This is a genomic window from Azorhizobium sp. AG788, from assembly GCF_943371865.1.
In the GTDB taxonomy this organism is placed as follows: Bacteria; Pseudomonadota; Alphaproteobacteria; order Rhizobiales; family Xanthobacteraceae; genus Azorhizobium.
Window position 1 is genome coordinate 13,727 of record NZ_CALRWL010000004.1, and the last position, 25,973, is coordinate 39,699.

The window sequence follows — 25,973 nt, forward strand, 5'->3', positions numbered from 1 at the left end:
ATTGCATATTCAAATGAGGGTCTGCATTTAATCATCCCAATCTAGTACGAGCTCAAGCGTCTGAACGATTGCGCTAAAATGTGTTGTTGATGTCCTTGCTGTAGCAATGTGGGCTCCGCGCAGTCCATCAGTAGAATTACAATAGAAAATTGGCTTTTTTGCATCCATTGAATAAGGAATTAAACTATGCAAATTTGGTATTTGTCCAAGTTTATAACTTGTATCGACAGTTGTGTCTCCCTCCCATTCAATGACTTGTTCTATGGGGCGAAGTCGATTGACAATGTTTGTCAATATTGACGATTCCAATTCGCTTCCATAGATGCTCCAGCCGGCCGTCATTCCCGTCGCGTTGGATCTAATATTATGTTGTTGTATTACGTATCCCAGGTAGCGAGGTCTTCCGGATGGAATTGATAGCTCTGTATTGTTCCATGATGCGTTGCACAAATCCCAGTCTGCTCGCCAGGTTACTAGCTTGTTACCCAGATTTTCAGTCCCCTGGATAGAAAATAAATCTGGGGCGACCGGGGTTATAAAGTAATCACTGCTAGCTAGCACAGCTCGATTCAACGCGCCAAGGTTTGGGCCTAAATCGATCATTACCAGATCGGCCTCAACTTTTTCCGCCGCCCATTTTATGTATCGGTGTATGGCCGATTGAGCTCGAAGTGCAGGTTCGCTGCCGCCACGAGCAGCGCTCCATGTATCGCCTAGGCGATCTTCAAAATCACTTAGTCGGAGGTCGCCTGGAACAATAAAAAGGCTTCCTCGCGCATTAATGGCTGGAGAAGGTGCTCTCTTTCTTATATCGCCTATGGTTTGATAAACCGGCTCTATGTTTTTATATATACTATTTCCTTCGGGTCCCCATGAGCGTTTTATCTCGCTATCGGAAAGGCTATATGCGGTTAAATTGCACTGACTATCGCAATCCACCATAAGTACTTTTTTGCCACGTTCTGCTAACATGTGTGCGACGTGGTACATATATGTTGTTTTTCCGACGCCGCCTTTGTTGTTGAATATGCTTATCGTTTTCATTTTTTCCCCCTCTAATATTTTAAATATAAATTGGCGATTTGACTTCGCCTCACCCCCGCGCCACCACCCGCCGCGGCGGCTCCTCTTCATCAAAAGACCCCTCGAACACCCCGATCAGCGCCCGCCGGATGGTGGACTGGCGGGCCGCGCCGGTGATCTTCGCGCCCATCAGGTCGGTGACGTAGAACACGTCCACCGCCCGCTCGCCGAAGGTGGCCACGTGGGCCGAGGCGATGTTGAGGTTGAGCTTCGACAAGGTGTTGGTCAGCTCGAACAACAGCCCCGGCCGGTCGATGCCGGAGACTTCCACCACCGTGTGGCGGTTGGACCAGGCGTTGTTCACGGTGACTTCCGGCTCCAGCGAGAAGGTGCGCTTGGCCTTGGGCAGCTTGCGCGCCATCACCTCCGGCAGCCGCACCTCGCCGGTGAGGGCCTTTTCGATGGCATCGCGAATGCGGCCGGCGCGGCGGGCCTCGTCCTCGTCACGGTCGAAGGCGCGGCGCACGGCGATGGTGTCCAGCGCCAGACCGTCGGTGGTGGTGGAAATCTGCGCATCGACAATGTTCGCCCCCGCCGCCGCGCAGGCCCCGGCGATCACCGAGAGCAGTTTGGGATGATCCGGCGCCAGCACGGTGAGCACGGTGATGCCGCGATCCGGCTCGATCTCGGCGCTGGTGGCGAGCGTCGCCCCCGCCGCCTCGGTGGCGGCGATGAAGCGGGCGTGGCGCACCTTGGTGTCCAGATCCACCCGCAGCCAATAAGGCGGGTAATGGCGCGCGGCATAGGTGGTGAATTGGGTGTCGGTCCAGTCGGACAGCGCATGGCGCAATTGTGCCTGGGCCACCGTCACCCGCTTGCCGCGATCCACTTCCGAGAAGCCGCCGGTCAGCACCGGCTCGGTCTCATAATAAAGCGTGCGCAGGAGCTGCGCCTTCCAGCCGTTCCACACCCCCGGCCCCACGGCGCAGATGTCGGCGGTGGTGAGCACGGTGAGCATCTTCATGCGATCGAGATTCTGCACCACGGCGGCGAAATTCTCGATGGTCTTGCGGTCGGACAGATCGCGCGACTGGGCCACGGTGGACATGACCAGATGCTGCTCCACCAGCCAGGCCACGGTCTCGGTCTCCACCGCGGTGAGGCCGAAGCGCGGGCACAGCTTGCGGGCGACGCGGGCGCCGGCCACCGAATGGTCCTCTGGCCGGCCCTTGGCGATGTCGTGCAGCAGCAGCGCCACATAGAGCAGATGGCGCGGCTTGATGGTGGCCATCAGATCATTGGCGACGCCATTGTCCGGATTGGTCTTGCGTTCGATCTCGGACAGGATGCCGATGCAGCGCAGCAGATGCTCGTCCACCGTATAATGGTGGTACATGTTGAACTGCATCATGGCGACGACCTTGCCGAACTCCGGCACGAACCGCCCCAGCACGCCCACCTCGTTCATGCGCCGCAGAACCTGCTCGGGCGCGTTCTTGGAACACAGCACATCGAGGAACAGGCGGTTGGCTTCGGGATTCTCCCGCAGCTTGGCGTCGATCAGGTTCAGCGAGCGGGCGGCGAGGCGCAGAGCGTCGGGGTGGAAGTTCACGTCGCGCTTGTCGGCCACCGCGAACAGGCGGATCAGGTTGACCGGATCGCGCTTGAACACCTCGTCATCGATGACGTTGAGCCGCTCATGGTCCAGCCAGAAATCGGCGCTGTCCTTGAGCTTCACCCGCTTCTGGCCGCCGCGCAGCCGCTCCACCATGCCCTTGAGGCCGGGCACGCTCTTCTCGTGGCGGGCTTCCAAAGCGGCGGAGAGGATGGCGGTGAGATCGCCCACTTCCTTGGCCACCAGGAAATAGTGCTTCATGAAGCGTTCCACGTCCTGCTGGCCGGGATGCTCCGTATAGCCGAGCCGCTCGGCCATCTCGCGCTGGAGATCGAACGAGAGCCGTTCCTCGGCGCGGTTGGTCAGGAAGTGCAGATGGCAGCGCACGGACCACAAAAAGTCCTCGCAGCGCATGAACAGCTTGGCTTCGTCCTTGGTGAACACGCCCTTGGCCACCAGTTCGTCGGTGGAATGGACCCGGTAGACATATTTGGCGATCCAGAACAGCGTGTGCAGATCGCGCAGGCCGCCCTTGCTCTCCTTGACGTTGGGCTCCACCAGATAGCGCGAGGTGCCGGCGCGGCGCAGGCGCTCCTCGCGCTCGGCCATCTTGGCGGCAACGAATTCAGCCCCGGTGCCTTCCACCACTTCCTTGTCGAAGCGCTTTTCCAATTCGTCGAACAGCGCCTTGTCGCCCACCAGGAAGCGGGCTTCCAATATGGAGGTGCGGATGGTGACGTCGGCGCGCGCCTGGCGCAGGCATTCATCCACCGAGCGGGTGGCATGGCCCACCTTCAGGCCCAGATCCCACAAAATGTAGAGCATGGCCTCGGCCACGCTCTCGCCCCAGGCGGTCTGCTTGTAGGGCAGCACGAACAACAGATCGGTGTCCGAGCCCGGCGCCAGCATGCCGCGGCCATAGCCGCCCACCGCCACCACCGCCATACGCTCGGCGCGGGTGGGGTTCTCCACCGGATAGAGCACGGTGGTGGCCACTTCATGGGCGGAGGCGATGATCGCGTCCTGCAGGGCGGAGAGGCGCATGGAGCACATGCGGCCGGAGCCGTCGGCCATCAGCAGGCGCTCAGCTTCGCGGCGGCCTTCCGCCAGCGCCTGCTTGAAGCGCGCCACCACGGCGGGGCGGATGTCCGCCTCCCGGCCGCCATGGGCCTTGGCGATGGCCAGGATCTCCGCCTTCAGCTTGGTGCCCTCGAAGGGCTCGGCGATGGTGCGGGACGGACGGTTGGGGCGCAGTGCGGTCATGAAAATCTTCGAGGCGCCCCACGGGGCAGAGTCTTCCCGTTTATCCCAATCGCGGGCGCGCGTCACGGCGCGCTGCGGCGTGATTGCATCCACATGCGCGCAGAACGGGAAATGCGGGCAAGTTCGGCCCTGCGAGGTAACCGAACCTTAAATGGCCGCATTCGAAGGTCTTTCAGGTCTCACCTTACAAACAGCGGACGGGACCATTCATGGCGGGGCGCGGACCAGGCAGACAGGAACGGCGCGAACCTTTGCTGGAACGCCCGGAGAGCCTGTTTGACATTCGCCTCCAGCCCGGCGACCGGCCCAGCGGGGCCAGCACCCCGCCGCCGCGCAAGCCGGCGGCCGGCAAAGGCGCCCGTGTCGAGCCCGGTCTCGATGCCGGCGCGGAAAGCGAGGAAAGCATCGCCGCCGACCGCCGCAGCGCGAAAGACAGCAAGGCCCGCCCCTCCGGACGCGGCTCGCGCGCCAAAGCCCCGCGACGGGCCAAGCGAGGCTTGTTCTCGCTGTTCGGCCTGGTGAAGTGGGGCCTGATCCTGCTGCTGTGGGTGGTGGTGGCCGCCGCCGGGCTGGTGGCCTATGAGGCCTCCAAATTGCCGCCCATGCAGACCCTGATGGTGCCCAAACGCCCGCCCACGGTGATGATTCTCGCTGCCGACGGCAAGCCGCTGGCCACCCGCGGCGACATGGGCGGTGCCGCGGTGCCGCTGAAAGCGCTGCCGGCCTATCTGCCGCAAGCCTTCGTCGCCATCGAGGACCGGCGCTTCTTTGATCATTTCGGCCTGGACCCGCTGGGGCTGGGGCGCGCCATCGCGGCCAATCTGGTGTCGCGGCGGGTGCGCCAGGGCGGCTCGACCCTGACCCAGCAATTGGCCAAGAACCTGTTCCTGACCCAGGAGCGCACCTTCTCGCGCAAGATCCAGGAACTGGTGCTGGCGCTGTGGCTGGAGAAGAAGTTCACCAAGAATGAGATTCTCGATCTCTATTTGAACCGGGTCTATTTCGGCAACGGCGCCTATGGGGTGGAGGCCGCCGCCCAGCGCTATTTCAACAAATCCGCCCGCAACGTCACCTTGTCGGAAGCGGCCATGCTGGCGGGATTGGTGAACGCGCCCTCGCGCCTCGCCCCCACCCGCAACCTGAAAGCGGCGCAGGATCGCGCCAATCTGGTGCTGGTGGCCATGCGCGAGCAGGGGCTGATCACCGAGGACATGGCCAAGACCGCGCTGGCCCGGCCCGCCACGCTGGCCAAGCCCAGCACGCCGGATTCCATCGGCTATGTGGCCGACTGGGTGATGGACCAGCTGGATTCCTACGTGGGCACCTTGTCCGGCGACGTCTATGTGCGCACCACCATCGATCCGCTGCTGCAGCAGACGGCGCAGGCCGCGCTGACCGATTCCCTCAACAAGCAGGGCGCCAAGTTCGGCGTCGGCCAGGGGGCGGTGGTGTCGCTGGATACGGATGGGGCGGTCAAAGCCCTGGTGGGCGGGCGCTCCTATGAAGACAGCCAGTATAATCGGGCGGTGACGGCCAAGCGCCAGCCCGGCTCCTCGTTCAAGCCGTTCGTCTATCTCACCGCGCTGGAGAAGGGCCTGACCCCCGACACCGTGCGCGAGGATGGCCCGATCCAGCTCAAGGGCTGGAAGCCGGAAAATGCCAGCCACCAATATCTCGGCCCGGTGACGTTGCAACAGGCGTTGTCCATGTCGCTGAACACGGTCTCGGTGCGCCTGGCCCTGGAAGTGGGGCCGAAGGCCATCGTCGCCACCGCCCATCGCCTGGGCATCATCTCCACCCTGGATCCCAACCCTTCCATCGCGCTGGGCACCTCGGAAGTCTCGGTGCTGGAGATGGCCTCGGCCTATGTGCCGTTCGCCAATGGCGGCATCGGCGTCATCCCTTATGTGATCGACGGGGTGAAGACCGCCGACGGCAAGGTGCTCTATGACCGCGCCGCCTCCGGGCCGGGCCGGGTGATCGCGCCGGAATATGTGGCGATGATGAACCACATGCTGGAGCAGACCATCATCACCGGCACCGGCCGGCGGGCGGAACTGCCGGGCTGGGACGCCGCCGGCAAGACCGGCACCTCGCAGGATTATCGCGACGCCTGGTTCGTGGGCTACACCGCGCATTACGTTACTGCCGTCTGGTTGGGCAATGACGATTCCTCACCCACCAAGAAGGCCTCCGGCGCCAATCTGCCGGCGGAGATCTGGAGCCGCTACATGAAGGTGGCGCACAAGGATCTGCCGCCCACCGATCTGCCCGGCGCCGGCAAGTCCTACGTGGGCTATGGCCAGCCGGCGCAGGCCGGCCTCGGCGGCCTGTTCCCGCCCGGCACGGTGCCGGACGAGGCGCCCCCGGCCATCGTCGGCACTTTGCCGCCGCAAGCCCCGCGCCCGCAGGAAGAGCCGATGACGTTGGACCGCTGGTTCGTTGATACATTCTTGGGCGGGCGCCGGTAATACAAGCTGGGATTGAAACAAGTCCCGGCTAACGTCTGAATCGGATATAAAACGTAAGCAATGGGGTGTTTAAAAACAGCCCCATCTGCATCTGTCGTTTTACCTCCCTTGACCGCCAAGCTTCCGCTACCCAGTAGAATACCCCCGATGATCCTGATCGGGAGTGCGGATGATGTTGGATCCGAGCAACCCATTTTATTGGGCGATACTCGTCATCGGTGGCCTTGTGTGCGGGCTTCTGAATACGCTGGCGTCGTCTGGAACCGCAGTCAGCCTGCCGCTGCTGATCCTCTTTCTCGGCATGAATGAGGGGGTGGCCAATGCCACCAACCGCTTGCCGGTCCTGGTAGGGGCGGTCATGGCCGCCTTGACCTTCGCCCGGCGGGGCGAGATGGACTGGAGCGCCGCCGCGCGCCTGGTGCCGCCAGCGGCGGCCGGCAGCATCCTCGGCGTCTATGCCGCTGAGGCCCTCACCGACCGGCAGCTGGAGCACTTCGTCAATGGCGCGGTGCTGATCGCCTTGGTGCTCCTGTTCACGAAACTCAAGAAGATCCTATCGAAATCGGACGGGCGGCTGCCGACGCTCCACTGGCGCGGCATGCTGATGGTGTTCTTCGTCGGCTTCTGGCTCGGCTTCATCGTTCTCGATGGCGCGACCTATCTGCTGCTGATCCTGATGCTGGTGTTCTATTACGATCTGCCGCAAGCCAATGCGCTGAAGAACCTGCTGATCGCCGTGACCTCGCTGCTGCCGGTGCTGATCTTCGCGCACAGTGGCAAGATCCTCTGGGTCGAGGGCGGCGTCCTGGCCCTCGGCAGCATCGTGGGCGGCTATGTGGGCGCTCGCATGTCCAGCCTCCCCGGAGCGCGCCAATTGGCCTTCAAGGCGCTGGCCTTCGTCATCAGCATCGAGCTGGTCCAACTGGTCTGGCGGGCGACGGCGCCGCTGCGGGCCTGATCGCCTCCGCCGAAGGGGGCAAGCGGGCGCCGCAGGTTAGGGGGCCCGCTTGGCCTGCGCCGGGGTCACCGGCAGGAACGTGCCGTCGATGGAGGCGCGGAAGCCGCAGAAGGGCGGGCTGCCCGACTCCTCCCCCGGGGGGCGGACCAATTCTGCGTCCAGCACCGTGCCCTTGCGGGTGAGGGTGATGGACCAGCCGTCATTGACCTTGCGCTCCGTCGCGCTCCCGCCGACCACCAGCGCCGCACCCTCCGGACGACCCGCCGTGGTCAGGTCGCAGACCGGATAGCTGGGATAGGGCTGCACCGTGGAGATGCTGACCTCGAACGTCCCCCCCGGGCTCGGCTTGATGCGGATTTCGCCCGATGCGTTGCTCCAGGTCCCGGCCCAACCTGGGCGCGGCGCCGTTTCGATGCCCTCCAGCAGCGTCACGCGCGATTGCATGTCGGCCTTGAGGTCATAGTCCTGGGGCTTGGCCTGGGTCATCTGGATGTCGCGCGCTTCCAGGAACAAGCGCTGGTCGGCCCGCAGGGCGTTCTTGCCGCTGGCGTCGAGGCCCGCCATGGCTTTGCGATAGGCGGCGGCCATCTTGCGATCCAGGGCCGCGAGGGCCGGATCGGCGCAGATCGCCTTCTCCGGCTTGGAGCGCGCCGCCTTGCAATCGAACGAGGGCCCCTCGCCGGCCGCCGCTGCGGGCAGGGCCGCCAGCCAGAGGCCGGCGCCGGCCAGCGCCAGGGCGACCATGGCCATGCGGCCGTGCGGTCGCAGCCGAGACGTGGGGTCGGGGGCGGGCGAGACCGGCGCGGGGCGCAACATCAAGGGCTCCTCGTCAGGCGGCGGGGCAGCCTGATCTTGCAGACATGAAAAAGCCCGGGACCAGCCCGGGCTCTTCAAAGCGAAAGCCCGACCGACTCAGCCGCCGGCGATGGGCATGGCGATGGGCGCCGTGCCCATGGCGACGGTGCGGCGCTCATGCCCGGCATCGCGCACCCGCGGCAGGTCGAGGCGCGACCACACGTCGGTGAGCGCTTCCGCCAGCTGGGCGATCAGCTTGTCGTCATGGAACGGGGTGGGGGTGATGCGCAGCCGCTCGGTGCCGCGGGGCACGGTGGGGTAGTTGATGGGCTGGATATAGATGGAATGCTCGGTCAGCAGCACGTCGCAGGCGGCTTTGCAGGCCTTGGCATCGCCCACCATGATGGGAATGATGTGGGTGGGCGTGTCCATCTGCGGCAGGCCGGCAGCGGCGAGGGCCGCCTTGACCTTGGCCACCTGGGCGCGCTGGCCCTCCCGTTCCTTGGTGGAGTGCTTCAGGTGCCGCACCGAGGCGGTGGCGGCGGCGGCGATGGCCGGGGGCAGAGCGGTGGTGAAGATAAAGCCGGGCGCATAGGAGCGCACCGCATCCATCACCACCCGGCTGCCGGTGAGATAACCGCCCACCACGCCGAAGGCCTTGCCCAGCGTGCCCTCGATCACATCGACCCGGTGCATGACCCCGTCGCGCTCGGCGACGCCGGCGCCGCGCGGGCCATACATGCCCACCGCGTGCACTTCGTCCAGATAGGTCATGGCGCCGTAGCGCTCGGCCAGATCGCAGATGGCGGCAATGGGGGCGATGTCGCCGTCCATGGAATAGACGCTCTCGAACACGATCAGCTTCGGCCGGTTGCCCGCGGCCTGGAGCAGCTCTTCCAGATGGTCGAGGTCGTTATGGCGGAAGATCGCCTTCTGCCGGCCGCCCATGCGGACACCGGCAATCATGGAATTGTGGTTCAGCTCGTCGGAGATCACCACGCAATCGGGGATCAGCTTGACGATGGTGGAGATGCCGGTCTCGTTGGAGACATAGCCGGAGGTGAACACCAGCCCGGCATCCTTGCCGTGCAAATCCGCCAACTCGCGCTCCAGCAGCACGATCTCATGGCTGTTGCCGGAGATGTTGCGGGTACCGCCGGCACCGGCGCCGCGCTTCAGCGCAGTTTCGCGCATGGCCTCCACCACATCGGGATGGCTGCCCATGCCGAGATAGTCGTTGGAGCACCACACGGTGATCTCGCGCGGGCCGCCCGGCGAATGCCAGGTGGCACGGGGGAAGCGCTGCGCATTCCGCTCGATATCGGCGAAAGTACGGTAGCGACGTTCCCGGCGCAGGGCATCGACGGCATCGGTAAAGAACTGATCGTAATTCATTCGAGATCCGGGGGCGGAGCGTGAACGCGAACTCGTCTAATCCTAGATCAGCACCTTGCGCCCTCCCTTGCGCTCGATCAAGGGTCGCACCCGTCGCGCGGCGATCCAACGCGGGGCCATCGTGCGGATGCGCAATGGGGGCGCGGAAGATGGAAAAGGCACGCAAGATCCAACGGGCGTCAGGGTTGGCGCGAATCGCGGCCGTCCGATTCGGTCCGGTGCGCTGCGCGCCCGAAAGGGGGCTGTGGCTTGCGCGGGGCGGGCATGTCGGGATGCATGGCGTGACAGGAATATGACGTTTTCCATCCCGTCCCCATGCCGGAAATGGCGGATTTGCGCGATTCCTGGCGAGGGTGATGCGGAAATAATCAGTCGGCTCGCAAAATAAGCTCCAAATTGGAGCCGTTGCCCTGAAATTGCCGCTTGCGAAGGCGGGCAAATTTCCCTAAATCCGCCCTTGCCCAATTTCGCACGTGCCTGTGGTTGCGTGCCGATCGGCGGAAGTCCGGACAAGAGGCCGGAAAGCCGCCAGGACGATCGGTAGCCGGAGGGAACCGGCCCACCCTGCTCTCAGCAGGGGACGTGACTTGAAGCAACGACGTAGCGGGCTTTTTTGGTCTCTGTTGGCCCTCCAAAGGTCGGCGTTACTGAAGAGGCACTACATCTTGCCGGCCGTGCGGAGAGGTAACCCCTTTCCAATCGTGCGCATCGTATGAGCCTTCCGCTCGGCCTCTGGCTGCGTGGCCGGCTCGATGCCGCTCGGCGCGATATGCGGCCGGTGAGAATCCGGCGAAGCGGGCACGGCCCGGCAGGACAAGGCGCGTCCACAACGCCTTCGTGCTGCTCGAGCGCGTGTCCCGGAACGCGACGATGTTGTCGCGCTCCGCCTGACTGTCGTCGTGCGGGAAGCCGCACTTCACGAGGCTTCAAGGTCACGGGAGGTTACCATGACCGATCGCATCCGCGAATTTCTTAAGACCCGACGCGAAGATGGTCCGTGCGTCGTTGTGGATCTCGATATCGTCCGCGCCAACTATGCGGCGTTCGCCCGCGCATTGCCGGATACCCGCGTGTTCTATGCGGTGAAGGCCAATCCCGACGCCGCCATTCTGAAGGCGCTGGCGGAGCTGGGCTCGTGCTTCGATGCCGCCTCGGTGCAGGAAATCGAGATGGTGCTGGCCGCCGGTGCCACGCCGGACCGCATCTCCTTCGGCAACACCATCAAGAAGGAGCGCGACATCGAGCGCGCCTTCAAGCTGGGCGTGCGCCTGTTCGCGGTGGATTGCTACGAAGAGGTCGAGAAGATCGGCCGCGTGGCCCCGCGGGCGAAAGTGTTCTGCCGCATCCTGTGCGACGGGGCCGGCGCCGAATGGCCGCTGTCCCGCAAGTTCGGTTGCGTGCCCGAGATGGCGCCCGACGTGCTGGAGCATGCCCATCGCCTCGGCCTGACCCCCTATGGCGTCTCGTTCCATGTGGGTTCGCAGCAGAAGAATGTGCATGCCTGGGATCAGGCGCTCTCGTCTGCGGCCGGCATCTTCCGCGAATGCGCCGAGCGCGGCCTCTCGCTGTCCATGGTCAATCTGGGCGGGGGCTTCCCCACCAAGTATCTCCAGGACGTGCCGGTGGCCAAGGCCTATGGCGATGCCATCTTCGATTCGCTGCGCCGCCACTTCGGCAATGCGATCCCGGAGACCATCATGGAGCCCGGTCGCGGCATGGTCGGCAATGCCGGCGTGATCGAGACCGAGGTGGTGCTGATCTCCAAGAAGGCCGAAACCGACACCATGCGGTGGGTCTATCTGGACATCGGCAAGTTCGGCGGCTTGGCCGAGACCATGGACGAGGCGATCCGCTATCCGCTGCGCACCCCGCGCGACGGTGACGACACCGCTCCGTGCGTGCTGGCCGGCCCCACCTGCGATTCCGCCGACGTCATGTATGAGAAGACCCCGGTGCATCTGCCGCTGTCGCTCTCCATCGGCGACAAGGTGCTGATCGAAGCCTGCGGCGCCTACACCACCACCTATTCGGCGGTGGCGTTCAACGGCTTCCCGCCCTTGAAGTCCTACGTGATCTGAGGGGCGCGTCGGCCTTAGCGGCTGACGGTTCCGGGCGAGGCGCCAACGGCGCGCGGCATCCTGTCCGCGCCGCACGGGTGGTTTCATCCCTGATGTCCTGAGGGGCGGGTCCCCTCTCTTCCGCTTCCATCCTTGGGCTTTGGCCCGGCAGAGCGCAGCTCTGCCGGATGGGCGTCTTTCGGCCGACGGTTGTGGCACAGGAGGTGCTGATGACTGAGATTGTTGCTGAAAAATGGGAAGAGGCCGCCGCGCGCGAGGCCCTGCTGGACCTGTGCATGCCGCAGCGGTTCGAGAAGGCGTCGGAGCTGATCCGCGAAGGCCGCCTGCCGGCCGAAGGCCTGGCGCTCGCCGCCCACGGCCCGGACGGCCGCATGGTCGCCACCGTGCGGCTGTGGCACGTCTCCGCCGGTCCCGGACGGCCCGCGCTGCTGCTCGGCCCGCTCGCCGTCCACCCGTGGTTCCGCGACCGCGGTCTCGGCGGCGCCATGATGCATGCGGCGCTCGATCGCGCCGGCATGCTGGGCCATGCGGCCGTGCTGCTGGTGGGGGACGCGCCTTATTATGAGCGCTTCGGCTTCTCGGCGGCGAAAACCTCCGGCCTGTGGATGCCCGGCCCGTTCGATCCCGCCCGCCTGCTGGCGGTGGAGCTGCAGCGCGGGGCGCTCACCGGCGCCCGCGGCCTCATCAGCCCCACCGGGGCGCGGGCGGAAAAGCCCTCGCTGGCCGATCTGATCGCCGCCAGCGATGAGATGAAGCGCTCGGCCTGAGCCGGTGCGGCCGGGGCCTGTCCTCGGCCGCCTTTAGCGTGGCGCGCGGCGCGCCAGCGTCCGCGGATCGGCGTTGCCCGCCGCAACGAAGCGCGGCGCCACCTCTGCCACCAGAAAATCCAGATAGGCCCGCACCCGCGCCGGCATGTGGCCGCCCTGGCCGAGATAGACCGCGTGGGTGGGTTCCAGGTCGCCGGGGTTGAAGTCCTCCAGCACCGGCACCAGCCGGCCGGCGGCGATGTCGGCTGCCACATGGAACATGCCAAAACGGGCCATGCCGACGCCTCCCAGCACCAGATGGCGCAAGGCTTCGCCATCGCTCGCCATGGCGTTGCCCTCGGGGCGGAAGGTGAGACGCTCGCCCTCCCGTTCGCCCTTCAGGGGCCATCCTTCGATCTGCCGCAGATAGCAGAAGCCGATGCGGTTGTGCTGATCGAGGTCGGCGGGGCGTTGCGGCAGGCCCATGCGGTCGAGATAGGCGGGCGCGGCGACGATGACCTGCCGGGTCTCGCCGAGCTTGCGGGCCACGAGCTGGGAGCTTTTCAGCGGCCCGGCGCGCACCGCCACGTCCATGCGCTCCTCCATCAGGTCCACCACCTTGTCGGTGAGCACCACATCCAGGGAGATGCCGGGATAGCGGGCCAGGAAGTCGCCTAGCGCCGGGGCCAGATAGAGCGTGCCGAACGGTACGTTGGCATTCACCCGCAGGTGCCCGCGTGGCGCCTCGCTGCCGGCGACGCTGCGCTCCGCCTCGTCGAGGTCGGCCAGAAGGCGCACGGCGTGTTCGTGGAAGGCGAGCCCCTCCGGGGTGAGCTGGAGGCGGCGGGTGGAGCGGTTCACCAGCCGGGCGCCGAGGCGCGTCTCCAGGCGCGAAACCAGCTTGCTGACGGCCGAGGGGGTCATGCGGAAGGCGCGGGCGGCGGCGGAAAAGCCGGCCTGCTCCACCACCTTCACGAACACTTCCATCTCGCCGGAGCGGTTGACGTCGAGGCGGGCCATGGTGACTTCAATTCAAAGATGCTTTTCGTTCAAGCAATCTAGTTCAAGCCCATGGCACCGTCCATTTTCGCTGCAACGCGGCATGCGCCGCTCTCCCCTGCGAATGGATCGATGATGCCCCTTGCCCTCTATGCCCTGACCGCCGGTGCCTTCGGCATCGGCGTCACCGAATTCGTCATCATGGGCCTGCTGCTGGAGGTGAGCGCGGACCTCAAGGTCACGCTGTCCTCCGCCGGCCTGCTGATCTCCGGCTATGCGCTGGGGGTCGTGGTGGGCGCGCCGGTGCTGACCATCCTGACCGCCCGCTGGCCGCGCAAGGCGGTGCTGCTGGGGCTGATGGCGGTGTTCACCATCGGCAATGCCGCCTGCGCCTTGGCGCCGGACTATGCCACCTTGATGGCCGCGCGCGTGCTCACCGCCTTTGCCCACGCCACCTTCTTCGGGGTGGGCTCGGTGGTGGCCACCGGGCTGGTGCCGGCCAATAAGAAGGCCTCGGCCATCGCCATCATGTTCACCGGCCTGACGGTGGCCAACATCCTGGGCGTGCCGTTCGGCACCTGGCTGGGGCAGCACTATGGCTGGCGCTCCACCTTCTGGGCGGTGACGGTGGTGGGCGTGCTGGCCTTCGCGGTGATCGCGCTGCTGGTGCCCAAGTCCAACGCGCCCATGGAGAAGACCAGTCTGAAGCATGATCTGGCGGTGCTCACCCGCGCGCCGCTGCTGTTGGGCCTCGCCACCACGGTGCTGAGCTGGGTCGGCGTGTTCGCCGCCTTCACCTATATCGCCCCCATGCTCACCGAGATCACCGGTTTCTCGGAAGCCGCGGTGTCGCCGATCCTGCTGGTGTTCGGCGCCGGACTGGTGGTGGGCAATCTGGCCGGCGGGCGATTGGCGGACTGGAAGCTGGTGCCCACGGTGTTCGCCACTTTGCTGGCGCTCTCGGTGGTGCTGGCGGGCCTCACCTTCGCCTTGCACAATGCGATCGCGGCGGTGGCCCTGGTGGGGCTGCTGGGGGCGGTGGCCTTCGCCACGGTGGCGCCGCTGCAGATGTGGGTGCTCGAGAAGGCGCAAGGGGCAGGGCAGAGTCTGGCCTCCAGCTTCAACATCGCCGCCTTCAACCTGGGCAATGCCATCGGCGCCTGGCTGGGCGGCATGGTGATCGATTTCGGGCCGGGCCTTGGCTTCATTCCGCTGGTGGCGGCATTGGTGCCGCTCGCGGCCATGCTGACCGCGCTGTGGGCGGTCAAGCTGGGCCGGGTTTCGGCCCTGGCGCCGGCTGCGGCCGAGTAGGGCAAAGGGTCTCGCGAGCGAACGCCCCGGCACCGCCGGGGCGTTTTTCGTCGGGCGGCAGGATCAGCGCAGGACGGGCGTGGGGAAGCGCAGGCGCAGCACCTGGGTGGTGGCGCCGTCGATGCCGAAATCGCTGTCGGTGACCAGCACCAGATCCCGGTCCGAGAGCACGGCGACGGATTCGATCTTGGACGGCATGTCCTTCAGATCGTCGCTGTCGAGGATCAGCGTCTTGGTCAGCGGCTTGAGGCCGTTGGCGGCGAACTGGTCGGCATGGAGTTGCTCCAGAGCCGGGCTGGCCTTGGGATCATCGAAGGCGGCGGGCACCGGCACCGCATCCTTCAGATCCACCAGATAGAGCTTGGTGGTCTTGGAGATGCGCTCCAGCACGATCAGCCGGTCGGTGCCCACCGCCACCATGTCGCTCATGCGCACGTCGGACTGCTTTTGCGGCTTCTGGGCATTGTCGGCGCGGAAGGTGGTGGGGTCGTCTTCCCCATAGAGATATTCGCCCACCACCTTGCCGGTGGCGCGCTCCACCTTCACCAGCCGGGCCAGCGGCGATTGCCGGAAGGCCGCCGCATCGGGATTGGCCAGCGGGCTCTGCATCAGCACGTAGAGGAAGGCGCCGTCGGGGGAGAGGGCGAGATTTTCGATGCCGCGGTTGATCTGCCGCCGGGCCAGGATCGCCGGCAGGATGCCCTCCACGGGATAGTCCGCCTTGGCCAGGTCCGCTTCCACGCCCGCCGGCACCAGGCGGCGGCGAATGGTGCCGTCCGGGGCCACTTCCACCAAGGACGGGCCATATTCCTCCGCCAGCCAGAAAGTGCCGTCCGCCAGCCGCACCACCGCCTCGGTGTCGAGGCCGGAGGGGTCGGGGGCGATGGCCTTGCCGTCGATGCCGTAGGCAACTTCGGTGCTGGCATGGGTGAGGGGATTGGGCAGGCCGGTGATGGGCTTGCCGGAGGTGCCCTTCAGCGGCAGGGCCGCCAGCACTTCCACCGCACCGGCGGGGGTGAGCCGCAGCTTGTAGATGGTGGGCGTGAAGGCCGGCATGGGGAAGATCTTCCCCGAGGCGTCGCCGGCGCACATCAAGGCGGTGGAGCGGCCGGTCAGCGCGTTGGCGTCGGCGCAATCGATGTTCGGGCCGCGGTCGGTGATGGACCAGATGATCCCCTGCTCGTCCACGGTGCTGCGAAAGGCACCGGAGCCGAGGCCGATATTGAGATCCAGCGTCTTGCCATCGGGCACGGCCACTTTTGCCAGCGGCAGCGGCGGCATCTTCATTACTTCGACGGCGGGGACCGCCGGTGCCGGGCTCTGCGCCCAGGCCGTGAGGGCGGCGCCCATTGGCAGGGCCACCACCATGGGCAACGCCGTTGCCAGCAGAAGATGGGACAGGCGCGACATGGGGGCCTCGACGGAAAAAGAGCGCGGGCCATCAAAAAAATGGCCCGCGCACGGCGTGAAACCGTGCGCGGGCCGCAACCTAGAACCGAGCCGTGACGCGCAGACGACGCTGCGCGGGGCCTCGGAGGCTGTGCGTGCTCAGATGGTCTGGTTGTAGGCGCCCACTTCCGGATGGGTGCGCAGCACGCCGTCGATCTCCTTGAACATGTCGCGCATGCGCTGTTCGGAGACCGGGCTTTCCACCACCACCACCAGCTCGGGCTTGTTGGAGGAGGCCCGCACCAGGCCCCAGGTGCCGTCCTCAGTTGTCACGCGCACGCCGTTGACGGTGACCAGATCGCGGATCGGCTGGCCGGTGACGCTGGCGCCGTCGGCCTGGAGCTTTTCGTAATGCTTCACCACGTCGGCGACGATGCCGTACTTGGCCTCGTCCGCGCAGTGGGGCGACATGGTGGGCGAGGACCAGGTCTTCGGCAGGGCGAGGCGCAGTTCCGAGAGCTTCTTGCCCGGATTGCGATCCAGCATGTCCAGCACGGCGATGGCCGAGACCAGTCCGTCGTCATAGCCCCGGCCGATGGGGGCGTTGAAGAAATAGTGGCCGGACTTCTCGAAGCCCACCAAAGCGCCGGTCTCGTTGACCCGGCGCTTCATGTAGGAATGGCCGGTCTTCCAATAGTCCGCCTTCACGCCGAGCTTGATCAGCTCGGGATCGGTGGCGAACAGGCCGGTGGACTTCACGTCCACGACGATGGTGGGGTTGGGATAGATCTTGGCCAGGTCGCGGGCCAGCATCACGCCCATCTTGTCGGCGAAGATCTCCTCGCCCTCATTGTCCACCACGCCGCAGCGGTCGCCATCGCCGTCAAAGCCCAAAGCCACATCGGCGCCGGAGGCCAGCACTGCGTCGCGCATGGCATGGAGCATTTCCATGTCTTCGGGGTTGGGATTGTACTTGGGGAAGGAGTGGTCCAGCTCCGTATCCAGCGGCACCACTTCGACGCCCAGCGCCTCCAGGATGCGCGGGGCGAAGGCGCCCGCCGTGCCGTTGCCGCAGGCCACCACCGCCTTGATGGGGTGCTTGAGCTTGGCCCGGTTGGTGAGATCCTTGAAATAGACCTCGGGGAAATCCGCCACGAAGTGATAGGCGCCGCCGCCGCGCAGGTCGAACTTGGCGCCGAGCACGATGTCCTTGAGGCAGTTCATCTCGTCGGGGCCGAAGGTGAGGGGGCGGTTCACGCCCATCTTCACGCCGGTCCAGCCATTGTCATTATGCGAGGCGGTGACCATGGCCACCGCGGGCACGTCCAGCGCGAACTGGGCGAAATAGGCCATGGGCGACATGGCCAGGCCAATGTCGTGCACCTTGATACCGGCGGCCATCAGGCCGGAGACCAGGGCATATTTGATGGAGGAGGAATAGCCGCGGAAATCGTGTCCGGTGACGATTTCGGGCTTGATGCCCATCTCATGCATCAACGTGCCGAGCCCCATGCCCAGCGCCTGGATGCCCATGAGGTTGATTTCCTTCTGGAACAACCAGCGGGCGTCATACTCCCGGAACCCGGTGGGCTTCACCATGGGTTCGGATTCATAGGCATAGGTATTGGGCGTCAGTGCGGGCTTCGGCGTCGGGAACATGAAAAGCCTCTTTCCGCGCGGAATGTCTGTCCGGGCAGTGCCGGATACCACGAAATTGTGACCTGTCTACCCGGTTGTGGGCAGAAGCCGGCGCGCGACGTGCGCGTTTCTTGGACCCGCGCGCCGCGCGGCACGCCGGGGAACAATGCCCGGCCAAGCCATCGGTTCCCCGATCCAATGCCCGTCAGGTGCCGCGGGGCTTGGCCCGGGTGGTGGGCGGGGCGTTGGCCGGGTCCTCCGGCCAGGGGTGGCGGGGGTAGCGCCCGCGCATTTCGGCCCGCACCTCCCGCCACGAGCCGCGCCAGAATTGTGGCAGATCCTTCGTCACCTGGATCGGCCGATGCGCCGGAGAGAGCAGGGCCAAGGTGAGCGGCACCTTGCCCCGCGCGATGCTGGGATGGGTGGTGAGGCCGAACAGTTCCTGCACCCGCACCGGCAAGGTGGGACCGCCTTCCCCCGCATAGTCGATGGGCAGATGCGAGCCGGAGGGGGCGTGAAAATGGCTCGGCGCCTCGCTCTCCAGCCGCCCCACCAGTTCATAGGGCAGCAAGGCGTGTAGCGCGTTGGACACGTCGCCACCGCCGATCTGGTTGAGGCTGCTCTTGCCGTTGAGGAACGGCGCCAGCCAGTCGCGCGCTGTGGCGCTGAGCGCCGCGTCGGACAGGTCCGGCCAGGGCGCGCCTTCCGCCTGATGCAGGAACTGCACCCGCTCGCGCCATTGGGACAGCGCCGCGGTCCAAGGCAGGCGGTCCAGGCCCAGCGCCGCCAGTCCTTCGGCCAAGGCGAGCGCGGTCTGCGGGCCGTCGGGCACCGGGCGGGGGCGATCCGCCAGGGTGAGGGCGCCCAGGCGTCGGGTTTCGCGGGCGCGCACGGCGGCGGTGGCGGGGTCGAACGCCACCTCCAAAGCGGTGACGATCTCGTCGGCGAACATGGCCTCGATCTCATCCGGCGCCAGCACCGCCGCCAGTTGCACCCGCGCCGCATCTGCCCGGCCGCTCACCTCGGCCACCGCCAGATAGGGCGCGCGGGCCAGCGCGGTGGCCGGGTCCACGGTGGCGCCGCGGCCATTGGCCAGCAGGAAGCGGGTGCCGTCGCCGCGCGCCTTGGCGATGCGGTCGGGAAAGGCCAGGGCCAGCAAGGCGGCGGGGGAGGGCGGTGTCTGGCCGCGCGCGGGCCGTTCGGCGCCGCGCGCCAGCTCCGCCCAGCGGGCGGCGAGGCGGCGGGCGTCGTCGGCGCGGCGCGAGCGCTCGCGGCGGAATTCCTCCACCCGATGGGCCAGATCGATGCTGTCGCCGCCCAGGCCGCGCTCGGACAGGATGGCGGCCAGATCGGCGGCCTGCGCGCCGACCCCCATGTCGGCGCCGCGCACCACCATATGGGCGAGGCGCGGTGGCAAGGGCAGGCGGGCCATGCGCTGGCCCAGCGCGGTGATGGTGCCTTCGGCGGCGATGGCGCCCAGCACCACGAGCAAGGCGCGGGCCTCGGTCAGTGCCGGCACGGGCGGCGGATCCAGGAAGGGCAGGCTGCGCGGGTCGCGCACCCCGGCGGCGGCCAGGTCCAGCACCAGGCCGGAGAGGTCGGCGGCCAGGATCTCCGGGGTGGCGAAGGCGGGCAGGCTGGCGGTCTCGCCTTCGCCCCACAGCCGATAGCAGACGCCGCTCTCGGTGCGCCCGGCGCGGCCGCGGCGCTGATCGGCGGCGGCGCGGGAGACGCGCACGGTCTCCAGCCGGGTCAGGCCCACATCGGGCTCGAAGCGGGGCACGCGGGCGAGGCCGCAATCCACCACGATGCGAACCCCCTCAATGGTCAGCGAGGTCTCGGCGATGGAGGTGGCCAGCACCACCTTGCGCTTGCCCTTGGCGGCGGGGAGCACGGCGCGGTCCTGTTCGGCGGCATCCAGCGCGCCGAACAAAGGCACGATCTCCACGTCCGGATCGCGCACGCTCTGCAACAAAGCGGTCTGGGTGCGGCGGATCTCGGCGGCGCCGGGCAGGAAGGCCAGCACCGAGCCGCGCTCCGCCGCCAAGGCCCGCAGCACCGCATCCGCCATCTGCCGGTCGATGGGCGCGCGGGCATCGCGGCCCAGATAAGAGGTGGTCACGGGGAAAGCCCGGCCCTCGCTCTCCACCACCGGCGCGGGGGTGCCGGTGCCGCCCAGCAAAGCGGCGACGCGGGCGCCGTCCAACGTGGCGGACATGGGCAGCAGGCGCAGATCCTCCCGCAAGCCGGCCTGGGTCTCCAGCGCTAAGGCCAGGCCCAGATCCGCATCCAGCGAGCGCTCGTGATATTCGTCGAACAGCACGGCGGCGACGCCGGCCAGTTCCGGATCGTCCAGCACCATGCGGGTGAACACGCCTTCGGTGATCACCTCGATGCGGGTGCGCCGCGACACCTCCGCGCGCAGGCGGACGCGATAGCCGACCGTGTCGCCCACCTGCTCGCCCAGGGTGGCGGCCATGCGATAAGCGGCGGCGCGGGCGGCGAGGCGACGGGGCTCCAGCACCAATATCTTGCCCCCCTGCACCCAGGGCTCGGCCAGCAGGGCCAATGGCACGCGGGTGGTCTTGCCGGCGCCCGGCGGGGCCACCAGCACGGCGCAGGCCTGCGTCCGCAAGGTGGCGCACAGAGCGGGCAGGGCATCGTCAATGGGCAGGCGGGTGTCGAACATGGAGCGGCGAGACCGAAAGGAGCGCCCCTTAGGCCATCAAAAGCCGGGGAAATCCAGATGCGCATCCAGCCCTGCTAACCCGCATTTTTGCATGTGAATTTAATTAAATTCTTAAAATCTATGTTTATTGAATTGATGTGCGCAGCGGGGCGGGATATAGGCCGCGCATCCGTCACGGAGCCCCGTTTGATGCGCGCCTTTGCCACCACCGCCGCCTTGATTTCGCTTCTCCTGCCCATCGCTACCCCCGCGTTCGCCGCCGAGCCGGTGAAGCCGCTGAAGATCGGCGTGCTCAACGACATGTCCGGCATCTATGCGGACATGGCCGGCCCCGGCTCGGTGATCGCGGCGCAGATGGCGGTGGAGGATTTCGGCGGCACCGTGCTGGGCCGGCCCATCGAGATCGTCACCGGCGACCATCAGAACAAGCCCGACGTCGGCTCGGCCATCGTCAATCGCTGGATCGACGAGGACGGCGTGGACGTGATCGCCGACATCCCCACCTCCTCGGTGCTGCTGGCGGTGCAGGAGATCGGCCGGCGCAAGAACAAGCTGGTGCTGGCCTCCACCGGCGGCTCGTCGGACTTCACCGGCAAGTTCTGCGCCGTGACCGGCATCCATTGGACCTATGACACCTATGCGTTGGCGGTGGGCACCGGCGCGCCTTTGGCCAAGGATGGCCCGTGGTTCTTCATCACCGCCGACTATGCTTTCGGCCACGCGCTGGAGCGCGATACGGCGGACGCGGTCACCAAGGCCGGCGGCAAGGTGGTGGGCAGCGTCAAGCATCCCCAGGGCACCACCGACTTCTCCTCCTATCTGCTGAAGGCGCAGAGCTCCGGCGCCAAGCTGGTGGCCTTCGCCAGTTCCGGCGCCGACGAGGTCAACGCCATCAAGCAGGCCACCGAATTCGGCCTGCCGCAGTCCGGCATCAAGCTGGCGGGGCTCTATCTGCACATCACCGATATCCACGCCATCGGCCTGGAAACGGCGCAGGGCCTGATCCTCACCCAGGGCTTCTATTGGGATCTCAATGACGAGACCCGCGTCTGGTCGAAGCGCTTCTATGCCCGCCACAAAGCCATGCCCACCATGGGCCAGGCCGGCACCTATTCGGCGATCCTGCATTATCTCAACGCGGTGAAGGCCGCCGCCACCACCGACACCGAGAAGGTGGTGGCGCAGATGAAGGCCACCCCGGTCAACGACTTCTTCGCCAAGAACGGCCATATCCGCGCCGATGGCCGCATGGTGCATGATCTCTATGTGCTGCAGGTGAAGGCGCCGGGAGAGTCCAAATATCCCTGGGACTATCTGAAGCTGATCCGCACCATCCCCGGCGACGCGGCGTTCCGGCCCTTGGCCGAGGGCGGCTGCCCGCTGGTGAAGTCGTGACCAACGGATCGGTGCGCCCGTAAGGTGAGACAAGTTCGCGGGCATGGCTTATGAAGACGGCGTTCGTTCGCCTTCATGGAATGCCGCCCGCGATGTCGCCTTCGATGCCGTCCACGCCGTCTTCGCTCACCGACAAGGTGCGGTCCTTCACCCTTGAGGGGGAGGTGACCACCGCCGCATTCCTGCGCGGCACCGGCGTCTTCATCGCCGGCAACGGCATCGCCACTTTGGTGGAGGACGAGCCCAAGGTGGTGGTGTTGCATAAGGGCGGCGTGCTCAGCGCCGCTGCCGACGGCACCCGCCTCATCACCGGCGGCGACGACGGCCGGGTGGTGGAACTGCTGGCCTCCGGCGAGATCCGCACCCTTGCCGAGCAGAAAGGCCGCTGGATCGACCGCGTGGCGCTGGGGCCCGATGGGTCCATCGCCTATTCGGCCGGCAAGACGGCACATTTTCTGCCCGTGAAGGGCGAGGCGCGCGCCCTGGAGGTGGCCTCCACCGTGGGCGGGCTCGCCTTCGCGCCCAAGGGCTTGCGGCTCGCGGTGGCGCATTATGGCGGCGTGACCCTCTGGTTCCCCAATGCGGCAGGCGCCAAGCCCGATCTGCTGGGATGGAAGGGCTCGCATCTGGGGGTCGCCATCAGCCCGGATGGGCGCTTCATCGTCACCACCATGCAGGAAGCGGCGCTGCATGGCTGGCGGGTGTCGGACGGCGGCCATATGCGCATGACCGGCTATCCGGCGCGGGTGAAATCCTTCGCCTTCACGGCGGACGGCAAGTGGCTCGCCACCTCCGGCTCCTCCGAGGTGATCCTGTGGCCGTTCGCCTCCAAGGAAGGCCCCATGGGCAAGCAGCCCACCATGGTGGCGCCCTCGTCCACCGCGCGGGTGTCCATGGTGGCGTGCCACCCCAAGGACCCGGTGCTGGCGGTGGGCTATGACGACGGCATGGTGCTGATGGTGCGTATCCCCGACGCGGCGGAAATCCTGCTGCGGGCGCCGGATGGTAGCGCGGTCACGGCCGGCGGCTGGCGTGCGGACGGCGGCGCGGTGGCCTTCGGTACCGCCGCCGGCAGCGCGGGCGTGCTGAATTTCTGACGCCTGGGGCGGGGGCTTGATCGGGATTGCTCATGCCGGGCCGGGATTTGCGCCATAAGGGGCGTGTCGCGGCCCTGTCACCGGGCCGCGTTATCCGATACCCTCGCCGCCGTTTCGCACATGCGAGATGCACCTTTCGGTCGGAGCCTATCCTATGAAGATCGAAGACGTTCGCCGCACCGCTTATTCCATGCCGCTGACCAACCCGGCCTATCCGCCGGGACCGTATCGCTTCTTCGATCGCGAATTCATGATCATCACCTACCGCACCGACATCGAGGCGCTGCGCAAGGTGGTGCCCGAGCCGCTGGAAGTCTACGAGCCGCTGGTGAAGTATGAATTCATCCGCATGCCGGATTCCACCGGCTTCGGCGACTATACTGAGACCGGACAGGTCATCCCGGTGAAGTTTGAGGGCGTGGAGGGCGGCTATGTCCACTCCATGTATCTGGACGACGAGGCGCCCATCGCCGGCGGCCGCGAGATCTGGGGCTTCCCGAAGAAATACGCCCATCCCAAGATGGAGATCGAGAAGGACGTGCTCACCGGCCGCCTGCACTATGGCAAGACGCTGTGTGTGGAGGCCTCCATGGGCTACAAGCACAAGGCGGCCGACAAGGCGGCGGTGCTGGCGGCGCTGAAGACCCCGAGCTTCCTGATCAAGATCATCCCGCATGTGGATGCCACCCCGCGCATCTGCGAACTGGTGCGCTATTATCTCGAAGACATCGACGTCAAGGAATGCTGGACCGGCCCCGCCGCGCTCGGCCTCTATCCGCACGTCATGGCGGACGTGGCCAAGCTCCCGGTGCTGGAAGTGGTGTCGGCGCTGCATCTGCGCGCCGATCTCACCCTGGGCCTCGGCGAGGTGGTGTACGATTATCTGGCCGACCCCAAGTAGGCGGTCCCCAAGTCGGCGGTGCCGCCCGCGCCGGTCCGATCCCGGATCGGCGCGGGGGTTTGCATGGCGGCAAGGGTCGCGCCATGCTGAAGGTCCATGGAACACAGCGCGCGGCGCTTTCGCCGCCAGGCCTGCCTTGCAGGACATCGCCGGGCCGCTGAGCCATGGCGGTGCGCGGGCAGGTCAGACGGTTTCGGAACAAGGACGTGCGCCCGCCGATCCGGTGAGCGGCGTCAGGCCTAACCAGACGGGGATGTGATGAGCACTTTGCTGAGCGAAGTTCCGAACGATCTAAGCGAGATCGTTTCAGAATATGATCGCGTTGCCCTTGTGTTCCAGGGCGGCGGCGCGCTCGGTGCCTATCAGGCCGGCGTCTATGAGGCCCTGTCCAAGGCCGGCGCGGAGCCGAACTGGATCTCCGGCGTCTCCATCGGCGCCATCAATTCCGCGCTGATCGCCGGCAACACGCCGGAAAACCGGGTGCCCCGCCTGCGCGAATTCTGGGAGACCGTGTCCGGCCGCAAGGTGTGGAACTTCACCCCCGAGGGCGATGCCTTCCGCACCATGCGCAACCAGATGAGCGCCATGGCCACCATCAATCTGGGCCAGCCCGGCTTCTTCAAGCCCCGGGTTCCCAATCCCTGGCTGCTGCCCACCGGCGCGTCCAACGCCACCAGCCTGTACGACACCGCGCCCTTGCGCGAGACGCTGCTGAAGCTGGTGGATTTCGATCTCATCAACAATGGCTCGAAGCGCTTTTCCGTGGGCGCCACCAATGTGCGCACCGGCAACTTCGTCTATTTCGACAACACCACCCACCGCATCGGCCCCGAGCATGTGATGGCCTCCGGCGCCCTGCCGCCGGCCTTCCCCGCCATCCGCATCGATGGCGAATATTATTGGGACGGCGGCGTGGTCTCCAACACCCCGCTGCAATGGCTGCTGGACCAGCCGGATCATCCGAGCGCCCTGGTGTTCCAGGTGGATCTGTTCTCCTCGCGTGGCGAACTGCCCCGCGACATGTCCGGGGTGATCGAGCGGCAGAAGGACATCGGCTATTCCAGCCGCACCCGCTACACCACCGACCTGTTCCGCCGGGTGCAATTGCTGCGCACCATGCATGCGGAAGCGGTGCTGCGCATTCCCGAGCAGTTGCGCACCGAGGAAGACCTGCAGACCTTGCAGGATTATGAGAAGTCCGGCCCGGTCAACATCTGCCACCTGATCTATCAGGAAAAGAGCTACGAGCGGGATTTCAAGGATTTCGAGTTCTCCGGCACCTCCATGCGCGACCATTGGCAGTCGGGCATCGAGGACACGCTGAAGACCTTGCGCCATCGCAAGTGGCTGACGAAGCCGGACAAGTCCGAGGGCGTCGTGGTCCACGACGTGCACCGCTTGGCGGATTAAGGTGGATGATGGGTCCGCCCCGATCGGGCGGGCCCGTCACCACGCAACGGCGCGCACCAGCGTATTGGCGCCCAAGAGCGCCAGGCCGGCGAAGAAGCAGGTGCGGAAGGCCTGCTGCGAGATCGCCACCCGCACCCGCCGGCCGATCTCCATGCCGGCAAACGCCGGGATCAGCGCCGCCCCGGTGGCCAGCAGCGCCGGCCCCGAGGCCAGCGGCGCGCCCTTGACCGAGAGCGCGACAATCAGGCCGAGCGATCCCATCGAAAAGGCCAGGCCCATGGCCTGCACCAGATCCTCCCGGTGCAGACCCAGCGATTGCAGATAAGGCGCGGCGGGCATCACGGTCACGCCAGTGGTGCCGGTGAGCAGGCCGGAGGCCATGCCCATCACCGGCGACAGCCAGGGCTGGAGCCCGATCGGCGTCTGGACGTGAAAGCGACCGAGGCCCATCACGCCATAGAGCAGCAGCGTGCCGCCCAGCACCGCCGGCGCGAGATGGGATTCAAGCCCGCCAAACCCCGCCCCGCCCACCAGCGTGCCCAGGAAGGTCGTGAGCCCCAGCGGCCAGAACCGCCGCAGCACCGGCACCACGCGCGGACCAGCCGCAAACTGCACCACATTTGTGACGATGGTCGGCGCAATCAGGAGGGCGGCCGCCTCCGCGGGCGGCATCATCAGGCTGAGCAGGCCCATGCCCAAGGTCGGCAGGCCCATGGCGGTGACGCCCTTGACCAGGCCGGCGAGCACCAGAACCAGGGTGATGAGGGAGAGGGTGAGGAGACTCATGGGCGCAAGCTGAC

The 25,973-nt window shown here is 66.4% G+C and carries 18 protein-coding genes; 9 read left to right on the forward strand and 9 right to left on the reverse strand.

Annotation, left to right across the window (positions count from 1 at the left end; all coding sequences use genetic code 11):
- Nucleotides 1-27: 27 nt before the first annotated feature.
- Nucleotides 28-1,134: an AAA family ATPase gene (locus AAG816_RS03935; RefSeq protein ID WP_341988210.1), complete on the reverse strand. Its 1,107-nt coding sequence runs from the start codon at nt 1,132-1,134 to the stop codon at nt 28-30.
- The gene (locus tag AAG816_RS03940) at nt 1,094-3,901 is read right to left on the reverse strand and encodes a [protein-PII] uridylyltransferase (protein ID WP_341988211.1); all 2,808 of its coding nucleotides are present in this window, start codon (nt 3,899-3,901) and stop codon (nt 1,094-1,096) included. Before AAG816_RS03940 ends, AAG816_RS03935 begins: the two co-directional genes overlap by 41 nt.
- Nucleotides 3,902-4,152: 251 nt before the next feature.
- On the opposite strand from AAG816_RS03940, the gene AAG816_RS03945 reads away from it, so the two are divergent.
- Together AAG816_RS03945 and AAG816_RS03950 are read left to right on the forward strand one after the other, a co-directional pair.
- Nucleotides 4,153-6,372 (forward strand): penicillin-binding protein 1A, encoded by a 2,220-nt coding sequence (locus AAG816_RS03945; RefSeq protein ID WP_341988212.1) that lies wholly within the window; start codon nt 4,153-4,155, stop codon nt 6,370-6,372.
- Between the two features lie 169 nt (nt 6,373-6,541).
- Nucleotides 6,542-7,330 (forward strand): sulfite exporter TauE/SafE family protein, encoded by a 789-nt coding sequence (locus AAG816_RS03950; RefSeq protein ID WP_341988213.1) that lies wholly within the window; start codon nt 6,542-6,544, stop codon nt 7,328-7,330.
- 36 nt (nt 7,331-7,366) lie between these two features.
- Here the strand turns inward: AAG816_RS03950 and AAG816_RS03955 are convergent, their stop codons facing one another.
- Together AAG816_RS03955 and hemA are read right to left on the reverse strand one after the other, a co-directional pair.
- Nucleotides 7,367-8,146 carry a lysozyme inhibitor LprI family protein gene (locus tag AAG816_RS03955; RefSeq protein ID WP_341988214.1) on the reverse strand — a complete coding sequence of 260 codons (780 nt, stop codon included), beginning with the start codon at nt 8,144-8,146 and terminating at the stop codon, nt 7,367-7,369.
- 96 nt (nt 8,147-8,242) lie between these two features.
- Nucleotides 8,243-9,520: a 5-aminolevulinate synthase gene (gene hemA / locus AAG816_RS03960; protein ID WP_341988215.1), complete on the reverse strand. Its 1,278-nt coding sequence runs from the start codon at nt 9,518-9,520 to the stop codon at nt 8,243-8,245.
- A 947-nt stretch (nt 9,521-10,467) separates the two neighbouring features.
- On the opposite strand from hemA, the gene AAG816_RS03965 reads away from it, so the two are divergent.
- Together AAG816_RS03965 and AAG816_RS03970 are read left to right on the forward strand one after the other, a co-directional pair.
- Nucleotides 10,468-11,598, forward strand: coding sequence for a type III PLP-dependent enzyme (locus AAG816_RS03965; RefSeq protein ID WP_341988216.1), 1,131 nt, complete (start codon nt 10,468-10,470; stop codon nt 11,596-11,598).
- Nucleotides 11,599-11,807: 209 nt separating this feature from the next.
- The gene (locus AAG816_RS03970; RefSeq protein ID WP_341988217.1) at nt 11,808-12,365 is read left to right on the forward strand and encodes an N-acetyltransferase; all 558 of its coding nucleotides are present in this window, start codon (nt 11,808-11,810) and stop codon (nt 12,363-12,365) included.
- A 33-nt stretch (nt 12,366-12,398) separates the two neighbouring features.
- On the opposite strand, the gene AAG816_RS03975 is transcribed toward AAG816_RS03970, so the two are convergent.
- Nucleotides 12,399-13,364 carry a LysR family transcriptional regulator gene (locus AAG816_RS03975; protein WP_341988218.1) on the reverse strand — a complete coding sequence of 322 codons (966 nt, stop codon included), beginning with the start codon at nt 13,362-13,364 and terminating at the stop codon, nt 12,399-12,401.
- Between the two features lie 114 nt (nt 13,365-13,478).
- Here AAG816_RS03975 and AAG816_RS03980 point away from each other — a divergent pair, with 114 nt between their 5' ends.
- Entirely contained in the window at nt 13,479-14,654 is a 1,176-nt protein-coding gene (locus AAG816_RS03980; RefSeq protein WP_341988372.1) for an MFS transporter, read from the forward strand.
- Nucleotides 14,655-14,717: 63 nt separating this feature from the next.
- Here AAG816_RS03980 and AAG816_RS03985 read toward each other — a convergent pair whose 3' ends face one another.
- From AAG816_RS03985 to hrpB, 3 genes are all read right to left on the reverse strand, one after another.
- A complete protein-coding gene (locus AAG816_RS03985) occupies nt 14,718-16,064 on the reverse strand; it encodes an esterase-like activity of phytase family protein (protein ID WP_341988219.1) in 1,347 nt (448 codons plus the stop codon).
- A gap of 138 nt (nt 16,065-16,202) precedes the next feature.
- Nucleotides 16,203-17,702 (reverse strand): phosphomannomutase/phosphoglucomutase, encoded by a 1,500-nt coding sequence (locus tag AAG816_RS03990; RefSeq protein ID WP_341988220.1) that lies wholly within the window; start codon nt 17,700-17,702, stop codon nt 16,203-16,205.
- A 184-nt stretch (nt 17,703-17,886) separates the two neighbouring features.
- Nucleotides 17,887-20,370: an ATP-dependent helicase HrpB gene (gene hrpB / locus AAG816_RS03995; RefSeq protein ID WP_341988221.1), complete on the reverse strand. Its 2,484-nt coding sequence runs from the start codon at nt 20,368-20,370 to the stop codon at nt 17,887-17,889.
- A 189-nt stretch (nt 20,371-20,559) separates the two neighbouring features.
- Here hrpB and AAG816_RS04000 point away from each other — a divergent pair, with 189 nt between their 5' ends.
- The 4 genes from AAG816_RS04000 (at nt 20,560) to AAG816_RS04015 (ending at nt 25,173) form a co-directional block, all read left to right on the forward strand.
- A complete protein-coding gene (locus tag AAG816_RS04000) occupies nt 20,560-21,765 on the forward strand; it encodes an ABC transporter substrate-binding protein (protein ID WP_341988222.1) in 1,206 nt (401 codons plus the stop codon).
- Nucleotides 21,766-21,929: 164 nt separating this feature from the next.
- Nucleotides 21,930-22,862: a WD40 repeat domain-containing protein gene (locus tag AAG816_RS04005; protein WP_341988223.1), complete on the forward strand. Its 933-nt coding sequence runs from the start codon at nt 21,930-21,932 to the stop codon at nt 22,860-22,862.
- 154 nt (nt 22,863-23,016) lie between these two features.
- Entirely contained in the window at nt 23,017-23,763 is a 747-nt protein-coding gene (locus AAG816_RS04010) for an acetoacetate decarboxylase (RefSeq protein ID WP_341988224.1), read from the forward strand.
- Between the two features lie 258 nt (nt 23,764-24,021).
- Nucleotides 24,022-25,173, forward strand: coding sequence for a patatin-like phospholipase family protein (locus AAG816_RS04015; RefSeq protein ID WP_341988225.1), 1,152 nt, complete (start codon nt 24,022-24,024; stop codon nt 25,171-25,173).
- A 36-nt stretch (nt 25,174-25,209) separates the two neighbouring features.
- On the opposite strand, the gene AAG816_RS04020 is transcribed toward AAG816_RS04015, so the two are convergent.
- Entirely contained in the window at nt 25,210-25,959 is a 750-nt protein-coding gene (locus AAG816_RS04020; protein WP_341988226.1) for a sulfite exporter TauE/SafE family protein, read from the reverse strand.
- Between the last annotated feature and the right edge of the window lie 14 nt (nt 25,960-25,973).

What these genes read in the sequence shown, in the direction of transcription:
- hrpB (WP_341988221.1), bottom strand. Translation starts at nt 20,370, where the DNA reads ATGTTCGACACCCGCCTGCCCATTGACGATGCCCTGCCCGCTCTGTGC.
- AAG816_RS03990 (WP_341988220.1), bottom strand. Translation starts at nt 17,702, where the DNA reads ATGTTCCCGACGCCGAAGCCCGCACTGACGCCCAATACCTATGCCTAT.
- AAG816_RS04000 (WP_341988222.1), top strand. Translation starts at nt 20,560, where the DNA reads ATGCGCGCCTTTGCCACCACCGCCGCCTTGATTTCGCTTCTCCTGCCC.
- AAG816_RS03940 (WP_341988211.1), bottom strand. Translation starts at nt 3,901, where the DNA reads ATGACCGCACTGCGCCCCAACCGTCCGTCCCGCACCATCGCCGAGCCC.
- AAG816_RS04010 (WP_341988224.1), top strand. Translation starts at nt 23,017, where the DNA reads ATGAAGATCGAAGACGTTCGCCGCACCGCTTATTCCATGCCGCTGACC.
- AAG816_RS03985 (WP_341988219.1), bottom strand. Translation starts at nt 16,064, where the DNA reads ATGTCGCGCCTGTCCCATCTTCTGCTGGCAACGGCGTTGCCCATGGTG.
- AAG816_RS03975 (WP_341988218.1), bottom strand. Translation starts at nt 13,364, where the DNA reads ATGGCCCGCCTCGACGTCAACCGCTCCGGCGAGATGGAAGTGTTCGTG.
- AAG816_RS04020 (WP_341988226.1), bottom strand. Translation starts at nt 25,959, where the DNA reads ATGAGTCTCCTCACCCTCTCCCTCATCACCCTGGTTCTGGTGCTCGCC.
- AAG816_RS03950 (WP_341988213.1), top strand. Translation starts at nt 6,542, where the DNA reads ATGATGTTGGATCCGAGCAACCCATTTTATTGGGCGATACTCGTCATC.
- hemA (WP_341988215.1), bottom strand. Translation starts at nt 9,520, where the DNA reads ATGAATTACGATCAGTTCTTTACCGATGCCGTCGATGCCCTGCGCCGG.
- AAG816_RS03980 (WP_341988372.1), top strand. Translation starts at nt 13,479, where the DNA reads ATGCCCCTTGCCCTCTATGCCCTGACCGCCGGTGCCTTCGGCATCGGC.
- AAG816_RS03955 (WP_341988214.1), bottom strand. Translation starts at nt 8,146, where the DNA reads ATGTTGCGCCCCGCGCCGGTCTCGCCCGCCCCCGACCCCACGTCTCGG.
- AAG816_RS03970 (WP_341988217.1), top strand. Translation starts at nt 11,808, where the DNA reads ATGACTGAGATTGTTGCTGAAAAATGGGAAGAGGCCGCCGCGCGCGAG.
- AAG816_RS03935 (WP_341988210.1), bottom strand. Translation starts at nt 1,134, where the DNA reads ATGAAGAGGAGCCGCCGCGGCGGGTGGTGGCGCGGGGGTGAGGCGAAG.
- AAG816_RS03965 (WP_341988216.1), top strand. Translation starts at nt 10,468, where the DNA reads ATGACCGATCGCATCCGCGAATTTCTTAAGACCCGACGCGAAGATGGT.
- AAG816_RS04015 (WP_341988225.1), top strand. Translation starts at nt 24,022, where the DNA reads ATGAGCACTTTGCTGAGCGAAGTTCCGAACGATCTAAGCGAGATCGTT.